The organism is Terriglobus saanensis SP1PR4 (assembly GCF_000179915.2).
Lineage (GTDB): Bacteria > Acidobacteriota > Terriglobia > Terriglobales > Acidobacteriaceae > Terriglobus > Terriglobus saanensis.
On record NC_014963.1, the window covers coordinates 342827 to 357745 of the forward strand.

The window sequence follows — 14919 nt, forward strand, 5'->3', positions numbered from 1 at the left end:
AGTGCAATTGAGCAGGAAGCAAAGGAAATACTTTCATGCGGAGTAAGAGATTCCGCAATGGGGCCCGATAGTCAGAGTGATGTCGCTTCGGAGTTTAGCTGGCATTTCTGGGTTGTTGGTCGATCTTATTGGATGCTGGCTATGCCAGGTCCTTCAATCGTTCGATAAAGAATGCGCCGAGCCCAGATTGGGAATCTATGTGGCACGTACAGTGAAGACGATCTATGGGCGGAAGAGTTCGTGCCAGCTCGCATCCAGGGTGAGCCAGCGAGCTGTGCGGAACCAGCTGGTCTCCCATTCGGGCAGGTGCAGGAGGCCGTGGCCTCGGTCGCAGGTTTCTTCAATGCCGTTCCATGCAAGGAAGCTGCGCGAGGGCGGCCCGATACGCGCGGAGCTGAGCAGAGAGCGCATGCACTCGGGGCAGCGCGATTTCTGATCGAGCAGCACCCAGTTGAGCGCGGGGATGTTCATCGCGAGACCGCAGATCAGGACGAGCCAGTCCGTGCGGACGCCGATGTGGGCGACGAAGGGGCGCGTAAACTCCACCGAAAGGAGGAAGCTCGTGAGGAGGGCGAGCACCATCTTGCTGACGAGGAAGAGCCAGCGCGTGATGCGCGCTTTGCGTGACTGCTCCTGGCAGCTGAAGGCCTCGTAGTCGCCCATGTGCGAAGCGCGCGTAACAAAGGCGGCTTATCAACTGGAAGATGTGCGCCGAGGCCTGGCCGCTGACACTGGTCTGGCTGGGAATGGCCGCGGCGGGTATGCGCCTGGGTCTGCACCACGCGCGGAGATCGCCGGTGTACCCGCCGGATGAGGCGTTTGGGGATGAGACAGACAACTATGTTCAGACGCTGGGGATCGGCGCTTGATTTGAGGCGTGTCTTTCTGCCGTGACCGCGTTTTGCATCACAACTTGCATCACATAGGGACGCGGTGCACTTCCGCGTCCTTTTGGAGAGATGCTTGATGCGTTGGTTGTGGGTGTTCTGCCTATGGGGTGCCGAGGTGGCGATGGCTGAGCCGTTGCCGGTGCGGCATGTGCAGGGCTCCATGCAGAAGACCCTTGTGGTGCGGTCGGAAACAGGGGCGGTGATTGCGCAGGGCGCTCTGCAGCAGGTAGCGCATGGGACGGATATGTCGCTTCACCTGGTCTACACGTTTCGAGACGGATCGGTCGATGACGAGAGCACGGAGTTCTCGCAGCGCGGAGTCTTTCGTCTGGTGCGGGACCGGCACGTGCAGAAAGGATCGTATTTCTTCCGACCGATCGATGTTTCGGAAGAGATGGCTACGGGAATCGTGACGATTCGGGACAAGGACGGAAGGGCGGAGACGATCCATTCCCAGCTTCCGGAGGATCTGGCGAACGGGCTGCTCGGGACGCTTCTTTTGAATGCGAAGGAAGGTGGGCCGGCCTTCCGTGTGAGTTATCTGGCTCCTGTGCGCAAGGGGCGTCTGGTGAAGCTGGCGATGACTTCCGATGGGGCTGGGGATTTTCGCATGGCGGGGATGAAGAAGACGGCCCACATCTTTCGCGTCAAGGCAGAGCTGGGCGGGATCACCTCGATGGTCGCTTCCGCTGCCGGGATGCGGCCAGCGGATACGCGGGTTTGGATCGTCGAAGGCGACTCGCCCGAGTTGGTCAGGATCCAGGGGCAGATGTATGTCGGTGGACCCTTGGTGAGTATTGAGTTGGCTGGAACGACTTTTAGTCCCTAAGGAAAAGAAGTAGATGTTGGTGCAGTTTGTGGCGCGGTGGGGCAAGACGAGATAGGTTGAAGAGATGGCAGCGGCGAATGGCATGACCGTATACAAGGACACCATGGCAACGAAGGTAAACCGGGCGCTCGTCCCTGCGGTTCTAATTGGCGCGATCCTGTTTGTCGCGGGGAATGCCTGGATGGCCTTGCGATCGGTGCGGGCGTTGCAGATGAGTCAGGGCTGGGTCGACCATACGTGGCAGGTCATCAGCCATGTGGAGCGGATCATGAGTTCCGCTAAGGATGCCGAAACGGGAAGCCGTGGGTATCTGCTGACTGGAGATGACAGGTATCTGGAGCCTTATCTCAAGGCTCAGAGAGAGCTTCCGGTTGAGATAGATAACTTTCAGCGCCTCACCACAGACAATCCCGGTCAAAAGGAGCACGCGCAGGAGATGCGTGCCGTTTTGGAGCAGAGGCTTTCTCTTCTCGCGCAGGGCAACGATCTAAGGAAAACGGGTGCGGACTTCGTCACCCTGCGCGCGATGGTATTGACCGGAACAGGCAAGGCCGAGATGGACCATCTGCGGCAGATTGCGGATGAGATGGAGGCAGAGGAGCGCAGTCTGCTCTCTGAGCGGGTGCGCGAGGCCGAAGCAGCCGCAAAACGGGCGCGCTACACCCTGGCACTTGCCAGTGGACTCGATCTTTTGTTGATCGTCTTCATGTTCCGCTACTTTGCGCGGGAGCGAGATCTCCGCGTATCCGCGGAGCTGACGGCCGAAAAGCTGGCGATCTCTCGTGTGGAGGTGGAGCGCAAGGCGGCGGAGATCCTGGCCCTGAATGAGCTTTTGGAGGCTCGCGTGAAGGAGAGAACGGCGGAGCTGGAAGCAACGAACCGCGAGCTGGAGGCGTTCAGCTACTCCGTTTCGCACGATCTGCGCGCGCCTCTGCGAACGATTGACGGCTTCAGTCTGGCCCTGGAAGAGGACTACGGCGAAGTCGTGGGCGCGGAAGGCAAGGACTATATCAAGCGCGTGCGCACGGGTGTCCAGCGGATGGGGGGCCTGATCGACGCTCTGTTGCAGCTGTCGCGGATTACCCGCGCCGACATTGAGCGCGAAGCGGTAGATGTGACGGCGCTGGCGGAGAATGTGGCTTCGCAGGTGGTCGATGGAAGTCCCGAACAGCGAATCGAGTTTGTGATCGAACAAGGGCTGCAGGCCGAGGCTGATGCGAAGCTCTTCCGTGTGGCGCTGGAGAATCTTTTTGGCAATGCCGCGAAGTTCAGCTCCAAAAAGACGGAGTCGAAGATCGAGTTTGGATGGGATTCTGAGCAGAAGGCGTGGTTCGTCCGCGACAACGGTGCGGGCTTTGATATGCACTATAAAGACAAGCTGTTCGGGGCCTTCAACCGGCTGCACGGCGACAAGGACTTCAAAGGATCCGGAATTGGCCTGGCGACGGTAGCGAGGGTAGTCAGGCGGCACCATGGCCGAATCTGGGCCGACAGTGTGGTCGAGAGTGGAGCAACCTTCTGGTTTACGCTAGGATAACTGGAATGACGGACACAACGAAATTGATCCTTCTTGTAGAAGACGATCCGGACCACGAGGCGTTGACGATCCGCGCCCTGAAGAAATCCAACATGGCCAACGACGTGCGCGTCGCCCGTGATGGCGAAGAAGCCATCAATCTGCTCATCGGCCCGGATGCGATCAAGCCGCAGGTGATTCTGCTGGATCTGAAGCTGCCCAAGCTCGACGGCCTGGAAGTTCTGAAGCGGATTCGCGAAAACGATACGACGCGGACGCTTCCCGTAGTGGTTCTAACGTCCTCCGATGAAGAGCGGGATGTAGTGCGCAGCTATCAACTGGGCGTGAACAGCTACATTCGCAAACCAGTCAACTTCAACGACTTTGCGGAGGCGACCCGCCAGCTGGGAATGTATTGGCTGGTTCTGAACGAATGTCCGCCGGCCTAGATTCTCCGCATCTGAAGGTCCTTCTGGTGGAAGACAATCCAGACGATGCTGCCCTGTTGGAGCGGCATTTGCGGAGGAATGGTTTTTTGCCCGATATGACTCGGGTTGAGACCGCTTCCGCGATGCAGGCCTCGCTGAATACTTCCCTCCCTGACATTGTCCTTGGTGACTACAACCTCCCGAACTTCAGCGGACCCGAGGCGTTGCGGTTGCTGAAAATCTCCGGACTGGATATCCCCTTCATCATGCTCTCGGGCGCGGTCTCGGAACAGACCGCAGTGGATTCCATGCGGGCCGGAGCGCAGGATTACGTCTCCAAGCAGAACCTGACGCGTCTGGTTCCGGCGGTCGAACGTGAGCTGAAGGAGGCCAGCGGTCGGCGCAACAAGCTTGCCGCCGAAGTCGCTCTGCGGGCCAGTGAAGCGCGTTTCCACCATCTTGTGGATGCGATGCCGATGGGGCTTCTGCTCAACGACGGCAAAGGCAGAATCTCTTATGCAAACCAGGCCATTGCACGACTGCTCGGCCGGTCGGTAGAGGATCTTACCTCCGGCAATGTAGTGGTGGACAGTGTGTGTGCGGATATCCTGCCTGCTCAGATGGCCTGTACTGTCGATGGCATTTCGAATGCCGCGCCCTTCGAGTCGGTCTGTCAGACGGAGAATGGAACTACGATCGACGCACTCATTGGCGTGACCCTGCTAAATCCCGAGGCAAGCTCGGAGACCTGGCAGTTTGCGGCTTTTGTCGCCGACCTGTCGCTCCAGAAGAAGAGCCAGGAAGCGCTGCGGCAGACCGAGAAGCTGGCCGTAGCTGGCCGGTTTGCGGCTTCCATCGCCCATGAAATTAACAATCCGCTGGAGGCGATCACGAACTGCCTCTATCTGGTGATGCAGACAGACCTCCCGGACGATGCGCGTGGCTACGTCGACCTGGCGCAGCAGGAGCTGGACCGCGTCTCGCAGATCACGGTGCAGACGCTGCGGTTCTTCCGCGGCTCTACAAGGCAGGGCGCGACCGACCTGCGCGAGTTGATCGACACGGTAGTGACCTTGCTGGAGTCGCGTCTGCAGAGAGCGCAGATCGAGGTGGTGCGGGAGTTTCGCACGCAAGCCAGCGTCGTGGCGCAGGGCGGAGAGATCCGGCAGGTGGTCGCGAATCTCGTAGGCAATGCCATGGATGCCATGACGAAGGGCGGACGTCTGATTCTTCGGACCGCCGATGGTGTCAACCGGACGACGGGCGAGCGGGGCGTTGTGCTCACCGTGGCGGACGGCGGTTCCGGTATGGACCAATTCACACTCGACCGGATCTTTGAGCCGTTTTTTTCAACCAAAGGGATTACGGGCACCGGCCTGGGGCTATGGATCTCGCAGGAGATTGTGGCCAAGCACAGTGGCACGATGCGTGTGCGCAGCAAGCCGGGCGCGGGTACGGTGTTCCGTTTGTTTCTCCCTGCGCTGGGTGTCGTGGCTGGTTCTGAGTCTAAGCCTCGGACAGAGATCCGCTAATGTAAATTGCCTGACGCTGTAGACCACGCTATCGCTGTTCCTGCATCGGCGGTGGAGGAGTCGCTCCGGCGGCATTGAGCGCGTTGTCAACCATCTCGAAGACGAAGGAGATCGGCACGGCTCCATCGATCTTCATCCCATTGATAAAGAAGGTCGGAGTCCTGTAGACCCCCAGCTTTTTTCCCGAATCGATATTTGCATTCTCAAGCGTTGTGTCCTGTTTCTTAATGCACGCTCTAAGAGCCGACTCATCCACATGGAAGAGATGACCTTCGTTGATTACCACGGTATCGAGTTCCTCTTCCGCTTTGGCGAGTAAGTGTTCGGCGCCGCCATACTCCCCTGCGTGAGCATGGATCTGATCCACGGCTGCCCAGTAGCCTTGTGCGTTCTCCGCTCCTAAACAATCCACATCCACCGCTGCGTGCATGGCCCATAGGTGGCCTTCGAGGGGAAAGCTGCGATACGCGATCCGCACCTGATTCTTGTATCGATCCATCAACGCCGGAAATAACGCTGCATGGAGGCGCGCACAATAAGGACATTCGAGGTCGTCATAACTGACGATCACCACCGGAGCATCCAATGGCCCGCCCCGAGCCGGGCGATCTTCCGTAGAAAGCTTCAGCTTCGGGTCCACGGCAATGTCGTATGTCATGAACTGTGCCACGCGCGTGCCATCGTTAGACACCAGCAAAGGAATGTCTCCCTTGTCGGTGCTCAGGCTGCTACTGAAGTGCGCCTGAATGCGGTCGTAGCCGGGAACTTCGCTCGCGCTTCGTGGCCCGAAGCTGATGCTCGAAGCGGGCGGAAACTCCATTTTGGAGCGGAGCATCGACTCGATACGGTGCGCGAGCTCAGGAGAAATATTCGGTGCGGCACTCTGTCCGTGGGATGAACCAAGGGATAGAAGAGTCAGGGCGAAGAGGATCGAAGATCTCGCTGTGCGGTGAAGCATGGCGACATTATTTCAAGCCCGAAGCCATGTGGGTCTTGATCTCTATGGTTGCTCGTCGGGTTTGAAGCGGACCGAAACGGGAATCGCAATACCGTGCTCGATGCGGTACCGCGCCTCGACCATCCCAAGACCACCGCAGGCATGGCACTTCGGATCTCCTTCTTGAACCCAACTCTTCAGTTCAGCCTTTTCCGGGTGGAGCGCCCAGCAATTGGGAGTGTAGCCGCTGTTTTTTGGAATGACGCGATAAATTGCTTGCGCTAGTGGAGAGAAATCCACCAGGTGCACACCCGCTTTGTCGAACCACCAGTAGCCGTCGTCGCAACCTCCGCCATTTCCGGAATCTCGATCGTATGTTCCCAGAATGGCATTGGGCCCAACACCATAGATTGCAGCGTCTTTCAGTGGTGGATTGGTACCGTATTCCGACTGCAGCCTGTAGATTTCTTCGTACTCGTTCCCGGTTTTAACTAACAGGCTCTTCCATTGCGTGGGAGGGATGTCGGTGCTTTTCCAACCTAAAGAAACGAGGCGAGGACCGGGTTCGATTGTGGTCATGATCTGTACGATCCGGTGCCCGGAGATTGATCCGAGATACGTGACCTTTTGCTGGATACGATAGTCTCCCGAGGTAACGATGTGTCCGTCCGGTGCCGTTCTACTGAGCATCAGGTCGCCACTTGCATCCAGCCGGAGCGGGTTCTGTGTCCACCATGAGAGCGGATGTGGAACGGGCGTATCCGGCGTTCCGCCTTTTGCTGTGTAAACCTGGCGCGGTACCTGCCCAGAAAGAAACGCTGTAGCCACGGTAAGCAACACCGTGGCTACAAGGCGAGATAAAGATAAAGTGGCTGGCAGCACGTGGCACCCTGCTCCTGCACACCTTTATACATATTCTTTTCTTTCTGTCTCTTCCTTTGTTTTAGCGATGTAGTGTCGTTTGGAATAAGCAAGCGCAGCGGCTTCCTTCAGAAGCTCGGCGACCTCTTCCGGTTTGTTCAGCATTAGTTCATGACCGGAGTCGATCGTTCGGGTGACCCAGGTCGGATCGGCACTGGCCCGATCGTAGAATCCGCGGAACCCGTTCGGCTCCCAACCGGTGGCCAGGGCATAGATCTTTGTCTTAATCTTGTCCTGGTTTCCTCGCAGGCGGATGGCTTCAGTCTGCGAGGCGATAGGGTGGGGTGTACTCATCCGGTCGACCCAGGCGCGGTCCTGCAGATTCGTCTGAATGAATTCCGTGGAGATCGGAGGAAGGCTGAAACCGCCGGATTGGCCAGCATTCTTGATATTGGCCAACTGCATCGCCTCCGGATTGAGCGTGAAGATGGAGTCGCCATTCTGCGGTAAGAAGGCGTCCAGATAAACCAGCGCATCGATCCGTTCGCTGATCTGGTTGGCTACGCCTGTGATCACCATGCCGCTGTAAGAAGCGCCGCAGAGGATGACTTCGCTGAGTTCTTCAAAGCGAATAAGACTGACGATGTCCTGAATATGCGTGGAGAGGTTGATCCCGGCGTGCAGTAAATGACTGCGATCCGCCAAGCCAGTCAGGGTTGGAGTGTAGACCTCGTGTCCCGCATCCCGGAGCTGGCGAGCTACGCGCTTCCAGGTCCAACCTCCACGCCATGCTGCGTGCACTAAAACAAAATTTGCCATGCGCTTCCTTCTATCAATAAGAACCGCAGGCTGATGCTTTTATTCCGTTTGTACGGTTCGCCTCGTTACCTTGACCGTACAAGAACAGCGGCTTCCTTGAGAAGTGCGACTACCTCTTCCGGCTTTTCCTGTGCGATGTCATGTCCACAGTCGATAGCTCTCGGGATCCATGCGGGATCATTCTTTACCTGATCGTAGAACTTGCCTAAGCCCAGCTGGTCGCTCGTGGACATGAGATAGATCTTTGTCTTGATTTTGTTCTGGTTTCCCTTCAGACGGATTGCTTCCGTGAAGGTGGCAAGCGACTGTGGTGAACCATGATCCACCGGCGAAGGATCTCTTCCATCCGCCGGAATTGTGTCAGGCGTGAGGGGCGAAATGGAATAACCGCCGTGGAGCGCTGCGTTATTTATGACGGCCACCCGTAAAGCTTCTGGAGCCAGAGCAAATCCGGACTCGCCGTCCTGCGGTACGATGCCTTCGAGATAGACCAGGGCCGCGATCCGCTCGCTGATCCGATCCGCCACTCCGGTAATCACCATTCCGCCATACGAGGCGCCGCAGAGCACCACTTCGTTGAGGTCTTCATACTGAATGAGGCTGACGATGTCCTGAATATGGGTGGAGAGATTGACGCCGGCATGAGAGAGGTGACTGCGGTCTCCCAGGCCCGTTAAGGACGGAGCATAGACCTCGTGTCCTTCTGCGCGAAGCCGGCGAACGATTCGCCTCCAGATCAAACTTCCACGCCATCCGCCGTGAACCAAAACAAAGTTCGCCATACGCCTCGCCTTTCAAAGAACTCTTGGGAGAGTTCCTTTTGGTAAGACATTCCTGGCTGGGTATTATTCCATCGGTGCACGGGTGGGCGTAGCTTCTTTTGTCATCCGCAGCGTAGCGAAGGGATCTGCTTTTATCAGGAACGTCGCCCCAAAGTGAACTTACTCGGAGATCAGGTTTGTGCGCTCCGCGCGACCCCACCCTTTCGCGATAAAGCCGCGAAAGAATGGGGCACGGGACCTACTGCTTCTTCATATTTCCAAGCCAGAGCAGCCCATCTTCGAAGATGTGGTTCTGGGTCTCGTTGGTGAAGATCTTGTCGCCGTGGCCCATATTGACGTAGAGCATCCTGTACTTCGTGTTGGTCCAGACGACGGGCATGTCTCCGGAGAGGAGACGGTCTTTGAAGCCGAGCGGATAGTTGGCGGGATCGAAGCTGATGAGCACCTTGACGTTCGCGTTCGCGCGGGCGCTGGGCTTCCAGACGTACCACTCGTTCGAAGGCGCGAGGAATGTGGCAGGGAGGCGGTGGGTCACGGGATGATCTCGGACATCGACGATGAGCTGCGCGGGGAGCGGTGGCCAGTTGTTGGCGTTGAAGACCGCGCCTCCGAAGAAATCCACGAACCAGCGCCACTTGGTATCCCTGTCGTTGTAGCCCGAAACATGCGATCCCAGCCACCCGCCGCCATGGTTCATATAGCTTTCAAAGGCCGTGCGCTGCGCGTCGGTGTGGGGCTGGTCGTTGAGCCAGAGAACGACATCGACGTGAGCGAGGGTCTCGGGGTTGAGTTCCTTCCAGTCCGTGGTCGCACGGAAGTCGAAGTGATCGCGGGCGGCCGCTTCGGTGTAGAAGGCGATGGCCTGCCGAGCGAAATCGGAGTGATCGGTTTCGCCGCCGGTGGTCCAGAAGGCTAAGGCGTGGAAGGTGGGTTGTTGGGCGGTGGCTGTGACGGTAAAGAGAGCGAGCACAAGGGCGACAAACCAAAGCCCACGTATTGCCCGATCGCTCTTCGAGCGAAAGATGCGCTTGGCGCATGCCCCCATTCTTTCGCGATAAGGCTGCGAAAGAATGGGGCACGAGTTCAAGTTGTTCTTCCTCATTTGCCTGCTGCCCAGTAGATCGCGTTGTGAAAGAGCTTTTCTACATTGGGGTTCTGCAGCAGCTCGCCATGATGGCCAAACTGGAAATAGACGTTGCGGGCCTTGTAGTGCGTATTGGTCCAGATGACGGGATGGTCGCCCATCTTGACGGTGCGTGCGGGCGTGTAGCTGTCTTCGTCTACGTTGGCGAGTACATGCACGCTGGGACGCGGGGACTGGTCGTAGGTGTACCACTCATCGTTTTCTACCACGAAGGATTTAGGCAGGCCGCGCATCACGGGATGGGTGGCGTCTTCGATGCGGACCGTGCCGGTGGCGAAGTCCGGAATGTAGCTCTTGAAGACGATGTTGCCCATGAACTCGTGGAAGAACGGCGACATCTCAAAGCCATCGAACTTGCCAAGAAGTGAGGCGTGATGGAAGCCGATCCAGCCGATCGTTCCTTGCTCCATTGTCTTTTTGAAGGCTGCTTCCGCAGTGGGAGTCCAGCGATAGGGTGGATAGTTGAGCTGGATGAAGACCTTGTGCTCAGCGAGGTAAGCATCGTTGATGGGATCGGTTGTGCGGATGTAGTCGACGGCGAAACCCTCCGCGGCGCCGGTCTTTTCAAGCCATGCGATGGCGGCATCCACGAAGCCCTGGTGCAGGCCCTGTCCGGGTTCGGCTAGCGCAATCACGCGAAACTTGATCGGCTTCGTTTGTGCCGGAAGGCTGAAGGCGGTGACGAGTGCGAGGAGCGCAAGGGTACTTCGGAGCAGCTTCGACATCGTGGAATTCCTCTGATGAGGGGAATGGTAAGGGAAGAGATGCTTCATGGCAAAAGAGAAGTATGGCAATTGTCCTGTCTTCATAAGGCGGAGCAGTGATAGCGTGGGTGTCCATGAGAGATCGTTCGATTTGGATTCTGGTGGGGATGGGCTTGTTCCTGTGTGCTGCGCGAGGGCAGGAATCGGGCATGCAGTCAGGAACATTGCTTGCGGACCACGGCATCGCCTTTAACCGGGCAACAGGCAAGGTCTACGCCGTCGACCAGGAGCACGGCGCGGTGATGGTGATCGATGGCAGAACTGGCGTTGCGAAGCGTGTGACGGTCGGCACACATCCCGTCTGTGTAGCGGTCAATGCCGCGACTGGGCGAGTGTATGTGGCCAACGGCGGCAACGGCAACGTGAGCGTGCTGGATGGAGCGACCGACCAGGTGGTTGCCACGGTAAAGACCGACCGGCGTCCGTATTACGTGGGCGTCAACGAGGCGACGAACAAGGCGTTCGTGTCGAACACCTTCAGCAGTGTGATGACGATCATCGACGGAGCGACGAACACCTCCAGGCAGCTTCCTGTGGGGTCGGGCGATGCGCTGATTGTCGATGGGAAGTCGGACAAGATCTATCTACTGGGTTATGAAGACCCGAACCTGCGCGTCATCGACGGCACCACCGGAGCGACAACACGGGAGCCCGTGGGCAGCGTACACGCCTGGGCTCCTGCAATCGATTCGGAGCGGCGTGTGTTGTATGTCACGCGATCTGGCACAGCTGACATTCTGGCGCTGGGCATGGACACGCACGAACACAAGGTGATCAAGGTGGGTAATATTCCGAGTGCCGTAGCGGTCGATGCGGCGACGCATCGTGTCTACGTGGCCAATTACGCGGACGACACCGTGAGCGTGATCGACGGTGGACGCGTGATCGCAACGTTGAAGGTCGGCAGAAGTCCGCAGAGTATAGCGGTAGACGCGAAGCGGAGGCGCATCTATGTGGCGAACTTCCACGGCGATAGTGTGACGGTGATCGATAGCGCGAACAATCGCGTGCTGGCGACGAAGCCTGCCGGAAGGAATCCATACGCGGTGGTGGTGGATGAGGCTGCGGGTACGGTCTTTGTGGGGAACATGACGCGGCCCTCGTCCGAGGGCGCATCGGTGTTTACAAAGGTGGAATTGGGGCGTTGAGCAAAGGCTCCTCGCGCGACAGCAGGGGATCTTCCGCAAGTACGAGGTCTCCTGAGGCAACACGCGCGGAGAACTCCGCGGCACTCAATGGCCGGCTCAGAAGGAAGCCCTGCAGCTTGTGGCGGTCCAGATCGAGCAAAAGTTCGATCTGCTCTTCGGTTTCTACGCCTTCCGCAACGACGTCGAGATCGAGATGTTTCGCAATCTGGGAGATGGCCTGCACGATGCCAAGAGCGCCTGTGTGTCCAGGCAGCTTGTGGATGAAGGAGCGGTCGATCTTCACTGTGGCGATAGGAAGTTCTGTGAGGCGCTCAAGCGAGGAGTAGCCGGTGCCGAAGTCATCGATGGAGAAGCGCACGCCCGAGGCGGCGAGGAGGTTCATTCCTTGCACGATGTCGGAGAAGTCCCGCAGGATGGTCGTCTCCGTGAGTTCGAGATGGAGGAGTTGAGGCGGAAGGTCGAATCGATTCAGGGTCGCGAGGACCTGGTCGGCATAGCCCGTCTGAAACATCTGGTGGCAGGAGACGTTGACGGCGAATTCAACGCATCCCGTCCCGTCGCGACGCCACGCTGCAATCTGCTCGCATGCCCTTTCGAGCACGAGTAAACCCAGCGGAACGATGAGCCCCGTCTCTTCCGCAATGGGGATGAACTGCGTCGGCCCGATTCCATCTGCCTGCAATGGAGCGATCCGCACCAGTGCTTCGACGCAGCAGATACGACGGGCTGAGTCGAAGATGGGCTGATACACCACCTGGATCGATTTTTCGTGGATGGCCTGGCGAAGAGAAGCTTCGATCTTTTCGGTCTCATCCACCTCCGCGCGCAGGCCTTCGGAAGAGAAGACTGCGCGGTTACGTCCGAGACGCTTGGCCTGGTAGAGGGCCTTGTCCGACTGCTTGCGGATCTCTTCGAGCGTGTCTCCATCTTCAGGAAAGAGAGCGACGCCGATGCTGATGGAGGTCTTGATCTCGTGTGCGGGAAGCTTGATCGGATGGAGGAAGATGTCGAGCAGGATGGAGGCAAACTTCCGCGCGCCGATCTCGGACCGAATACCGCCGACGATGAGCGTGAACTCTTCTCCGCCGGTGCGGGCAAGCGTATCGGCCTCACGAACACGTGATTTGAGTCGCTGGGCAATCGCCATCAGTACCTCGTCGCCCACTGGGTGACCAAAGGTGTCGTTGACCTGTTTGAAGTGATCGACGTCGATGGTGAAGAGGGCGACGAGGTCTTTTTCGCGTCGCGCACGCAGGAGAGCCTGTTGTGCGCGGTCTTCGAGAAGAAGCCGATTCGGAAGTCCCGTCAGCGGGTCGTGCTGGGCGTTGTGAACAAGGCTGCGATTGAGCTCTTCACGCTCCGTGATGTCCATCGTGAGGACGAAACGGGCGGGCTTGCCGAGGAAGGTGACGTGGTGCGCCGTAATCTCGACCTCAAAGAGGGAACCGTTTTTGCGGCGATGTTGCCAGACGTTCTTATTCAGAAGCTGAGGGTCGTGAAGCTCTGCAGCGAGCTTCTTTCGCTCCCTCTCCGGCCGGATATCGAAGATGGTCATGGAGAGAAACTCTTCGCGGGTATAACCGTAGTTTTGAACGGCGGCATCGTTGACCGAGAGAAAGCGGTTGGTCACGGAGTCGAAGATCCACATCGGATGCGGGTTATTTTCGTAGAGAAGCCGATACTCCTCGCTCAGTTCCTTGAGGGCTGCGGTGTCCTGTTCGATCACTTTGAGAATCATGCCAAATCCGACGAGGTAGCGGGGGATATTCCATATCTGCCAGGTGGTCAGGAGAAGGGCAGTATGGCCCGTGAAGAAGCACAGGACGGAGTAGCAACCGGCCCAGAGCAGGAAGCCCACACTGCCGATCCATCGGCCTGCCTGGGCCTTTGCGGGAAGCGCAAAGAAGAGAAGGCCGCAGGCCGCGAACATTTGCAGCGGGATACATTCGTAGCGCTCGTCGACGGAACCCTTAAACCCGAGGTTCAGGAGAAGCGTGACCGGTAGAGACGAGAGGGCGATGGCCAGCCAGAAGAGACCGGAACGCGGGCGCTGGCGAAGCCTCGTCGTTGCCAGCAGGGCGATGGCCTGGAGAAGAGCCAGAGACCAGAGGTTGCTGATGTTGTGGGAAGCCAGGGAAGCCTGTGTGACGGCAAAGGCCGGGATGCCCAGAAGTCCGGCATAGAGGGCGGAGATCTTCCACGAAGTCTCCTCGGGAAGAAAGGAAATCAGGAAGGCCAATCCGGTCAGTATGAGGGTATCGAGACGAATCGCCTCTTGAATCTTTCCGTTTTGCAGAATAGCGAACGAAAGTTGCCACATCGCAATGCTTAAAAGAAAGCATGTCCAGCCAACAAGCCAGAAACGAAAACGTCGCTCCATCCTTTTCGCCTGCAGAACTGCAAAGAAAAGCGTCAGAAGCGGAAGCAAAACGAGATCGAATAGAGTTCCGCGCACTCTACCATCCTTCCAAGGAAGTTTCGTTATAGCAGAGAGTTAGAGCAGGAACGGCCTGATAGAAGGCGCTTTCAAGACCTTCGTAAGGTTACTCATCGAATTTTGGGAAGGAAATTCGATGATGGTCGGGGCGGAGAGATTCGAACTCCCGACCCTCTGCTCCCAAAGCAGATGCGCTACCAGGCTGCGCTACGCCCCGACCTTTCTATTTTAGCAAGTTAGCGGGTGAGCGGTATTGGTATTAGTGATGTGCGCCAAGAGCAAAGAGTTTGCCCGCAATGTAGGCCAGCAGAAGCAGCGGGATCGCAAGAAGCGTGAGCATGCCGAGCATGAGAAGCATAAGAAAGCCCCAGTCCCGGGATTTCTGCTTCCGGATTTCGGTGACGGGGGCCTCGGTGGTGCGCTGGAGCAGAGCAAAGTTGCGGCGGTTGGCTTTCCACGCAATGTCGAAGGCATCTCCGAGCACGGGGACGGACCCCACAATGGTTTCAATGGCCACGTTCGCCAGCATGCGGGCGAGGGTGATGTTCGGGACGCCGCGCATCCAGGCCGCGAGGATGATGATCCACGAAGCCATTGCGCCGAGGATGTCCCCAATCCCCGGAACAAGGCCGATGATGCCGTCCAGACCGAAGCGGATATTGGTGCCGGGAATCCGAAGAAAATCGTCGAGGATATGCGAGAGATAGTCGAGATTCTCGTCGCTAAAGAGCGATGCCCCCCGCTGCGTGCGGGGGGAGAGGATCTCGGGTTTTTGTGTGGGAGGCATGAAGTCTGCTATTTCAGATGCGGTTTTCGTCGAGATCTATGGTCG

15 protein-coding genes and 1 tRNA gene are annotated in these 14919 nt (G+C 57.9%); 6 read left to right on the forward strand and 10 right to left on the reverse strand.

The features are described 5' to 3' along the window. Positions 1 to 222: 222 nt before the first annotated feature. Positions 223 to 663 carry a hypothetical protein gene (locus ACIPR4_RS01445; protein WP_041585868.1) on the reverse strand — a complete coding sequence of 147 codons (441 nt, stop codon included), beginning with the start codon at positions 661 to 663 and terminating at the stop codon, positions 223 to 225. A gap of 41 nt (positions 664 to 704) precedes the next feature. Between ACIPR4_RS01445 and ACIPR4_RS22660 the strand changes: the two genes are divergently transcribed. From ACIPR4_RS22660 to ACIPR4_RS01465, 5 genes are all read left to right on the forward strand, one after another. After that, entirely contained in the window at positions 705 to 869 is a 165-nt protein-coding gene (locus ACIPR4_RS22660; protein ID WP_013566868.1) for a hypothetical protein, read from the forward strand. 94 nt (positions 870 to 963) lie between these two features. Continuing rightward, on the forward strand, positions 964 to 1719 hold the full coding sequence (locus tag ACIPR4_RS01450; RefSeq protein WP_187290233.1) for a hypothetical protein: 756 nt from the start codon (positions 964 to 966) through the stop codon (positions 1717 to 1719). Between the two features lie 64 nt (positions 1720 to 1783). Then, on the forward strand, positions 1784 to 3256 hold the full coding sequence (locus ACIPR4_RS01455; RefSeq protein WP_013566870.1) for a sensor histidine kinase: 1473 nt from the start codon (positions 1784 to 1786) through the stop codon (positions 3254 to 3256). A gap of 5 nt (positions 3257 to 3261) precedes the next feature. Further along, a complete protein-coding gene (locus ACIPR4_RS01460) occupies positions 3262 to 3684 on the forward strand; it encodes a response regulator (protein ID WP_013566871.1) in 423 nt (140 codons plus the stop codon). Next, entirely contained in the window at positions 3669 to 5195 is a 1527-nt protein-coding gene (locus ACIPR4_RS01465; protein ID WP_013566872.1) for a hybrid sensor histidine kinase/response regulator, read from the forward strand. The genes ACIPR4_RS01460 and ACIPR4_RS01465 overlap by 16 nt, the downstream gene beginning before the upstream one ends. 28 nt (positions 5196 to 5223) lie before the next feature. Here the strand turns inward: ACIPR4_RS01465 and ACIPR4_RS01470 are convergent, their stop codons facing one another. The 6 genes from ACIPR4_RS01470 to ACIPR4_RS01495 all read right to left on the reverse strand — a co-directional run bounded on the left by ACIPR4_RS01470 (position 5224) and on the right by ACIPR4_RS01495 (position 10463). After that, positions 5224 to 6153 (reverse strand): DsbA family protein, encoded by a 930-nt coding sequence (locus ACIPR4_RS01470; protein ID WP_013566873.1) that lies wholly within the window; start codon positions 6151 to 6153, stop codon positions 5224 to 5226. A gap of 42 nt (positions 6154 to 6195) precedes the next feature. Beyond that, positions 6196 to 7014 (reverse strand): hypothetical protein, encoded by an 819-nt coding sequence (locus ACIPR4_RS01475; protein ID WP_013566874.1) that lies wholly within the window; start codon positions 7012 to 7014, stop codon positions 6196 to 6198. Between the two features lie 24 nt (positions 7015 to 7038). Then, on the reverse strand, positions 7039 to 7812 hold the full coding sequence (locus ACIPR4_RS01480) for an alpha/beta fold hydrolase (protein WP_013566875.1): 774 nt from the start codon (positions 7810 to 7812) through the stop codon (positions 7039 to 7041). Positions 7813 to 7877: 65 nt separating this feature from the next. Further along, positions 7878 to 8594, reverse strand: coding sequence for an alpha/beta hydrolase (locus ACIPR4_RS01485; protein ID WP_013566876.1), 717 nt, complete (start codon positions 8592 to 8594; stop codon positions 7878 to 7880). Between the two features lie 238 nt (positions 8595 to 8832). Next, a complete protein-coding gene (locus tag ACIPR4_RS01490) occupies positions 8833 to 9696 on the reverse strand; it encodes a ThuA domain-containing protein (protein WP_013566877.1) in 864 nt (287 codons plus the stop codon). Next, the gene (locus ACIPR4_RS01495) at positions 9693 to 10463 is read right to left on the reverse strand and encodes a ThuA domain-containing protein (RefSeq protein WP_013566878.1); all 771 of its coding nucleotides are present in this window, start codon (positions 10461 to 10463) and stop codon (positions 9693 to 9695) included. The genes ACIPR4_RS01490 and ACIPR4_RS01495 overlap by 4 nt, the downstream gene beginning before the upstream one ends. A gap of 146 nt (positions 10464 to 10609) precedes the next feature. Between ACIPR4_RS01495 and ACIPR4_RS01500 the strand changes: the two genes are divergently transcribed. Continuing rightward, positions 10610 to 11650, forward strand: coding sequence for a YncE family protein (locus ACIPR4_RS01500; RefSeq protein WP_342612307.1), 1041 nt, complete (start codon positions 10610 to 10612; stop codon positions 11648 to 11650). Here ACIPR4_RS01500 and ACIPR4_RS01505 read toward each other — a convergent pair. The 3 genes from ACIPR4_RS01505 to ACIPR4_RS01515 all read right to left on the reverse strand — a co-directional run bounded on the left by ACIPR4_RS01505 (position 11625) and on the right by ACIPR4_RS01515 (position 14874). Further along, positions 11625 to 13970: a putative bifunctional diguanylate cyclase/phosphodiesterase gene (locus tag ACIPR4_RS01505; protein WP_187290234.1), complete on the reverse strand. Its 2346-nt coding sequence runs from the start codon at positions 13968 to 13970 to the stop codon at positions 11625 to 11627. The genes ACIPR4_RS01500 and ACIPR4_RS01505 overlap by 26 nt on opposite strands. Before the next feature lie 257 nt (positions 13971 to 14227). Next, positions 14228 to 14304: transfer RNA gene (locus ACIPR4_RS01510), tRNA-Pro, on the reverse strand. Positions 14305 to 14346: 42 nt separating this feature from the next. Beyond that, positions 14347 to 14874 (reverse strand): DUF4112 domain-containing protein, encoded by a 528-nt coding sequence (locus ACIPR4_RS01515; RefSeq protein WP_013566881.1) that lies wholly within the window; start codon positions 14872 to 14874, stop codon positions 14347 to 14349. Positions 14875 to 14919 lie beyond the last annotated feature (45 nt).

Coding starts and splice junctions, on each gene's coding strand:
- ACIPR4_RS22660 (WP_013566868.1), top strand. CDS start 705: ATGTGCGCCGAGGCCTGGCCGCTGACACTGGTCTGGCTGGGAATGGCC.
- ACIPR4_RS01500 (WP_342612307.1), top strand. CDS start 10,610: ATGGGCTTGTTCCTGTGTGCTGCGCGAGGGCAGGAATCGGGCATGCAG.
- ACIPR4_RS01505 (WP_187290234.1), bottom strand. CDS start 13,970: ATGTGGCAACTTTCGTTCGCTATTCTGCAAAACGGAAAGATTCAAGAG.
- ACIPR4_RS01460 (WP_013566871.1), top strand. CDS start 3,262: ATGACGGACACAACGAAATTGATCCTTCTTGTAGAAGACGATCCGGAC.
- ACIPR4_RS01455 (WP_013566870.1), top strand. CDS start 1,784: ATGGCAGCGGCGAATGGCATGACCGTATACAAGGACACCATGGCAACG.
- ACIPR4_RS01445 (WP_041585868.1), bottom strand. CDS start 663: ATGGGCGACTACGAGGCCTTCAGCTGCCAGGAGCAGTCACGCAAAGCG.
- ACIPR4_RS01515 (WP_013566881.1), bottom strand. CDS start 14,874: ATGCCTCCCACACAAAAACCCGAGATCCTCTCCCCCCGCACGCAGCGG.
- ACIPR4_RS01465 (WP_013566872.1), top strand. CDS start 3,669: ATGTCCGCCGGCCTAGATTCTCCGCATCTGAAGGTCCTTCTGGTGGAA.
- ACIPR4_RS01495 (WP_013566878.1), bottom strand. CDS start 10,463: ATGTCGAAGCTGCTCCGAAGTACCCTTGCGCTCCTCGCACTCGTCACC.
- ACIPR4_RS01480 (WP_013566875.1), bottom strand. CDS start 7,812: ATGGCAAATTTTGTTTTAGTGCACGCAGCATGGCGTGGAGGTTGGACC.
- ACIPR4_RS01470 (WP_013566873.1), bottom strand. CDS start 6,153: ATGCTTCACCGCACAGCGAGATCTTCGATCCTCTTCGCCCTGACTCTT.
- ACIPR4_RS01485 (WP_013566876.1), bottom strand. CDS start 8,594: ATGGCGAACTTTGTTTTGGTTCACGGCGGATGGCGTGGAAGTTTGATC.
- ACIPR4_RS01490 (WP_013566877.1), bottom strand. CDS start 9,696: ATGAGGAAGAACAACTTGAACTCGTGCCCCATTCTTTCGCAGCCTTAT.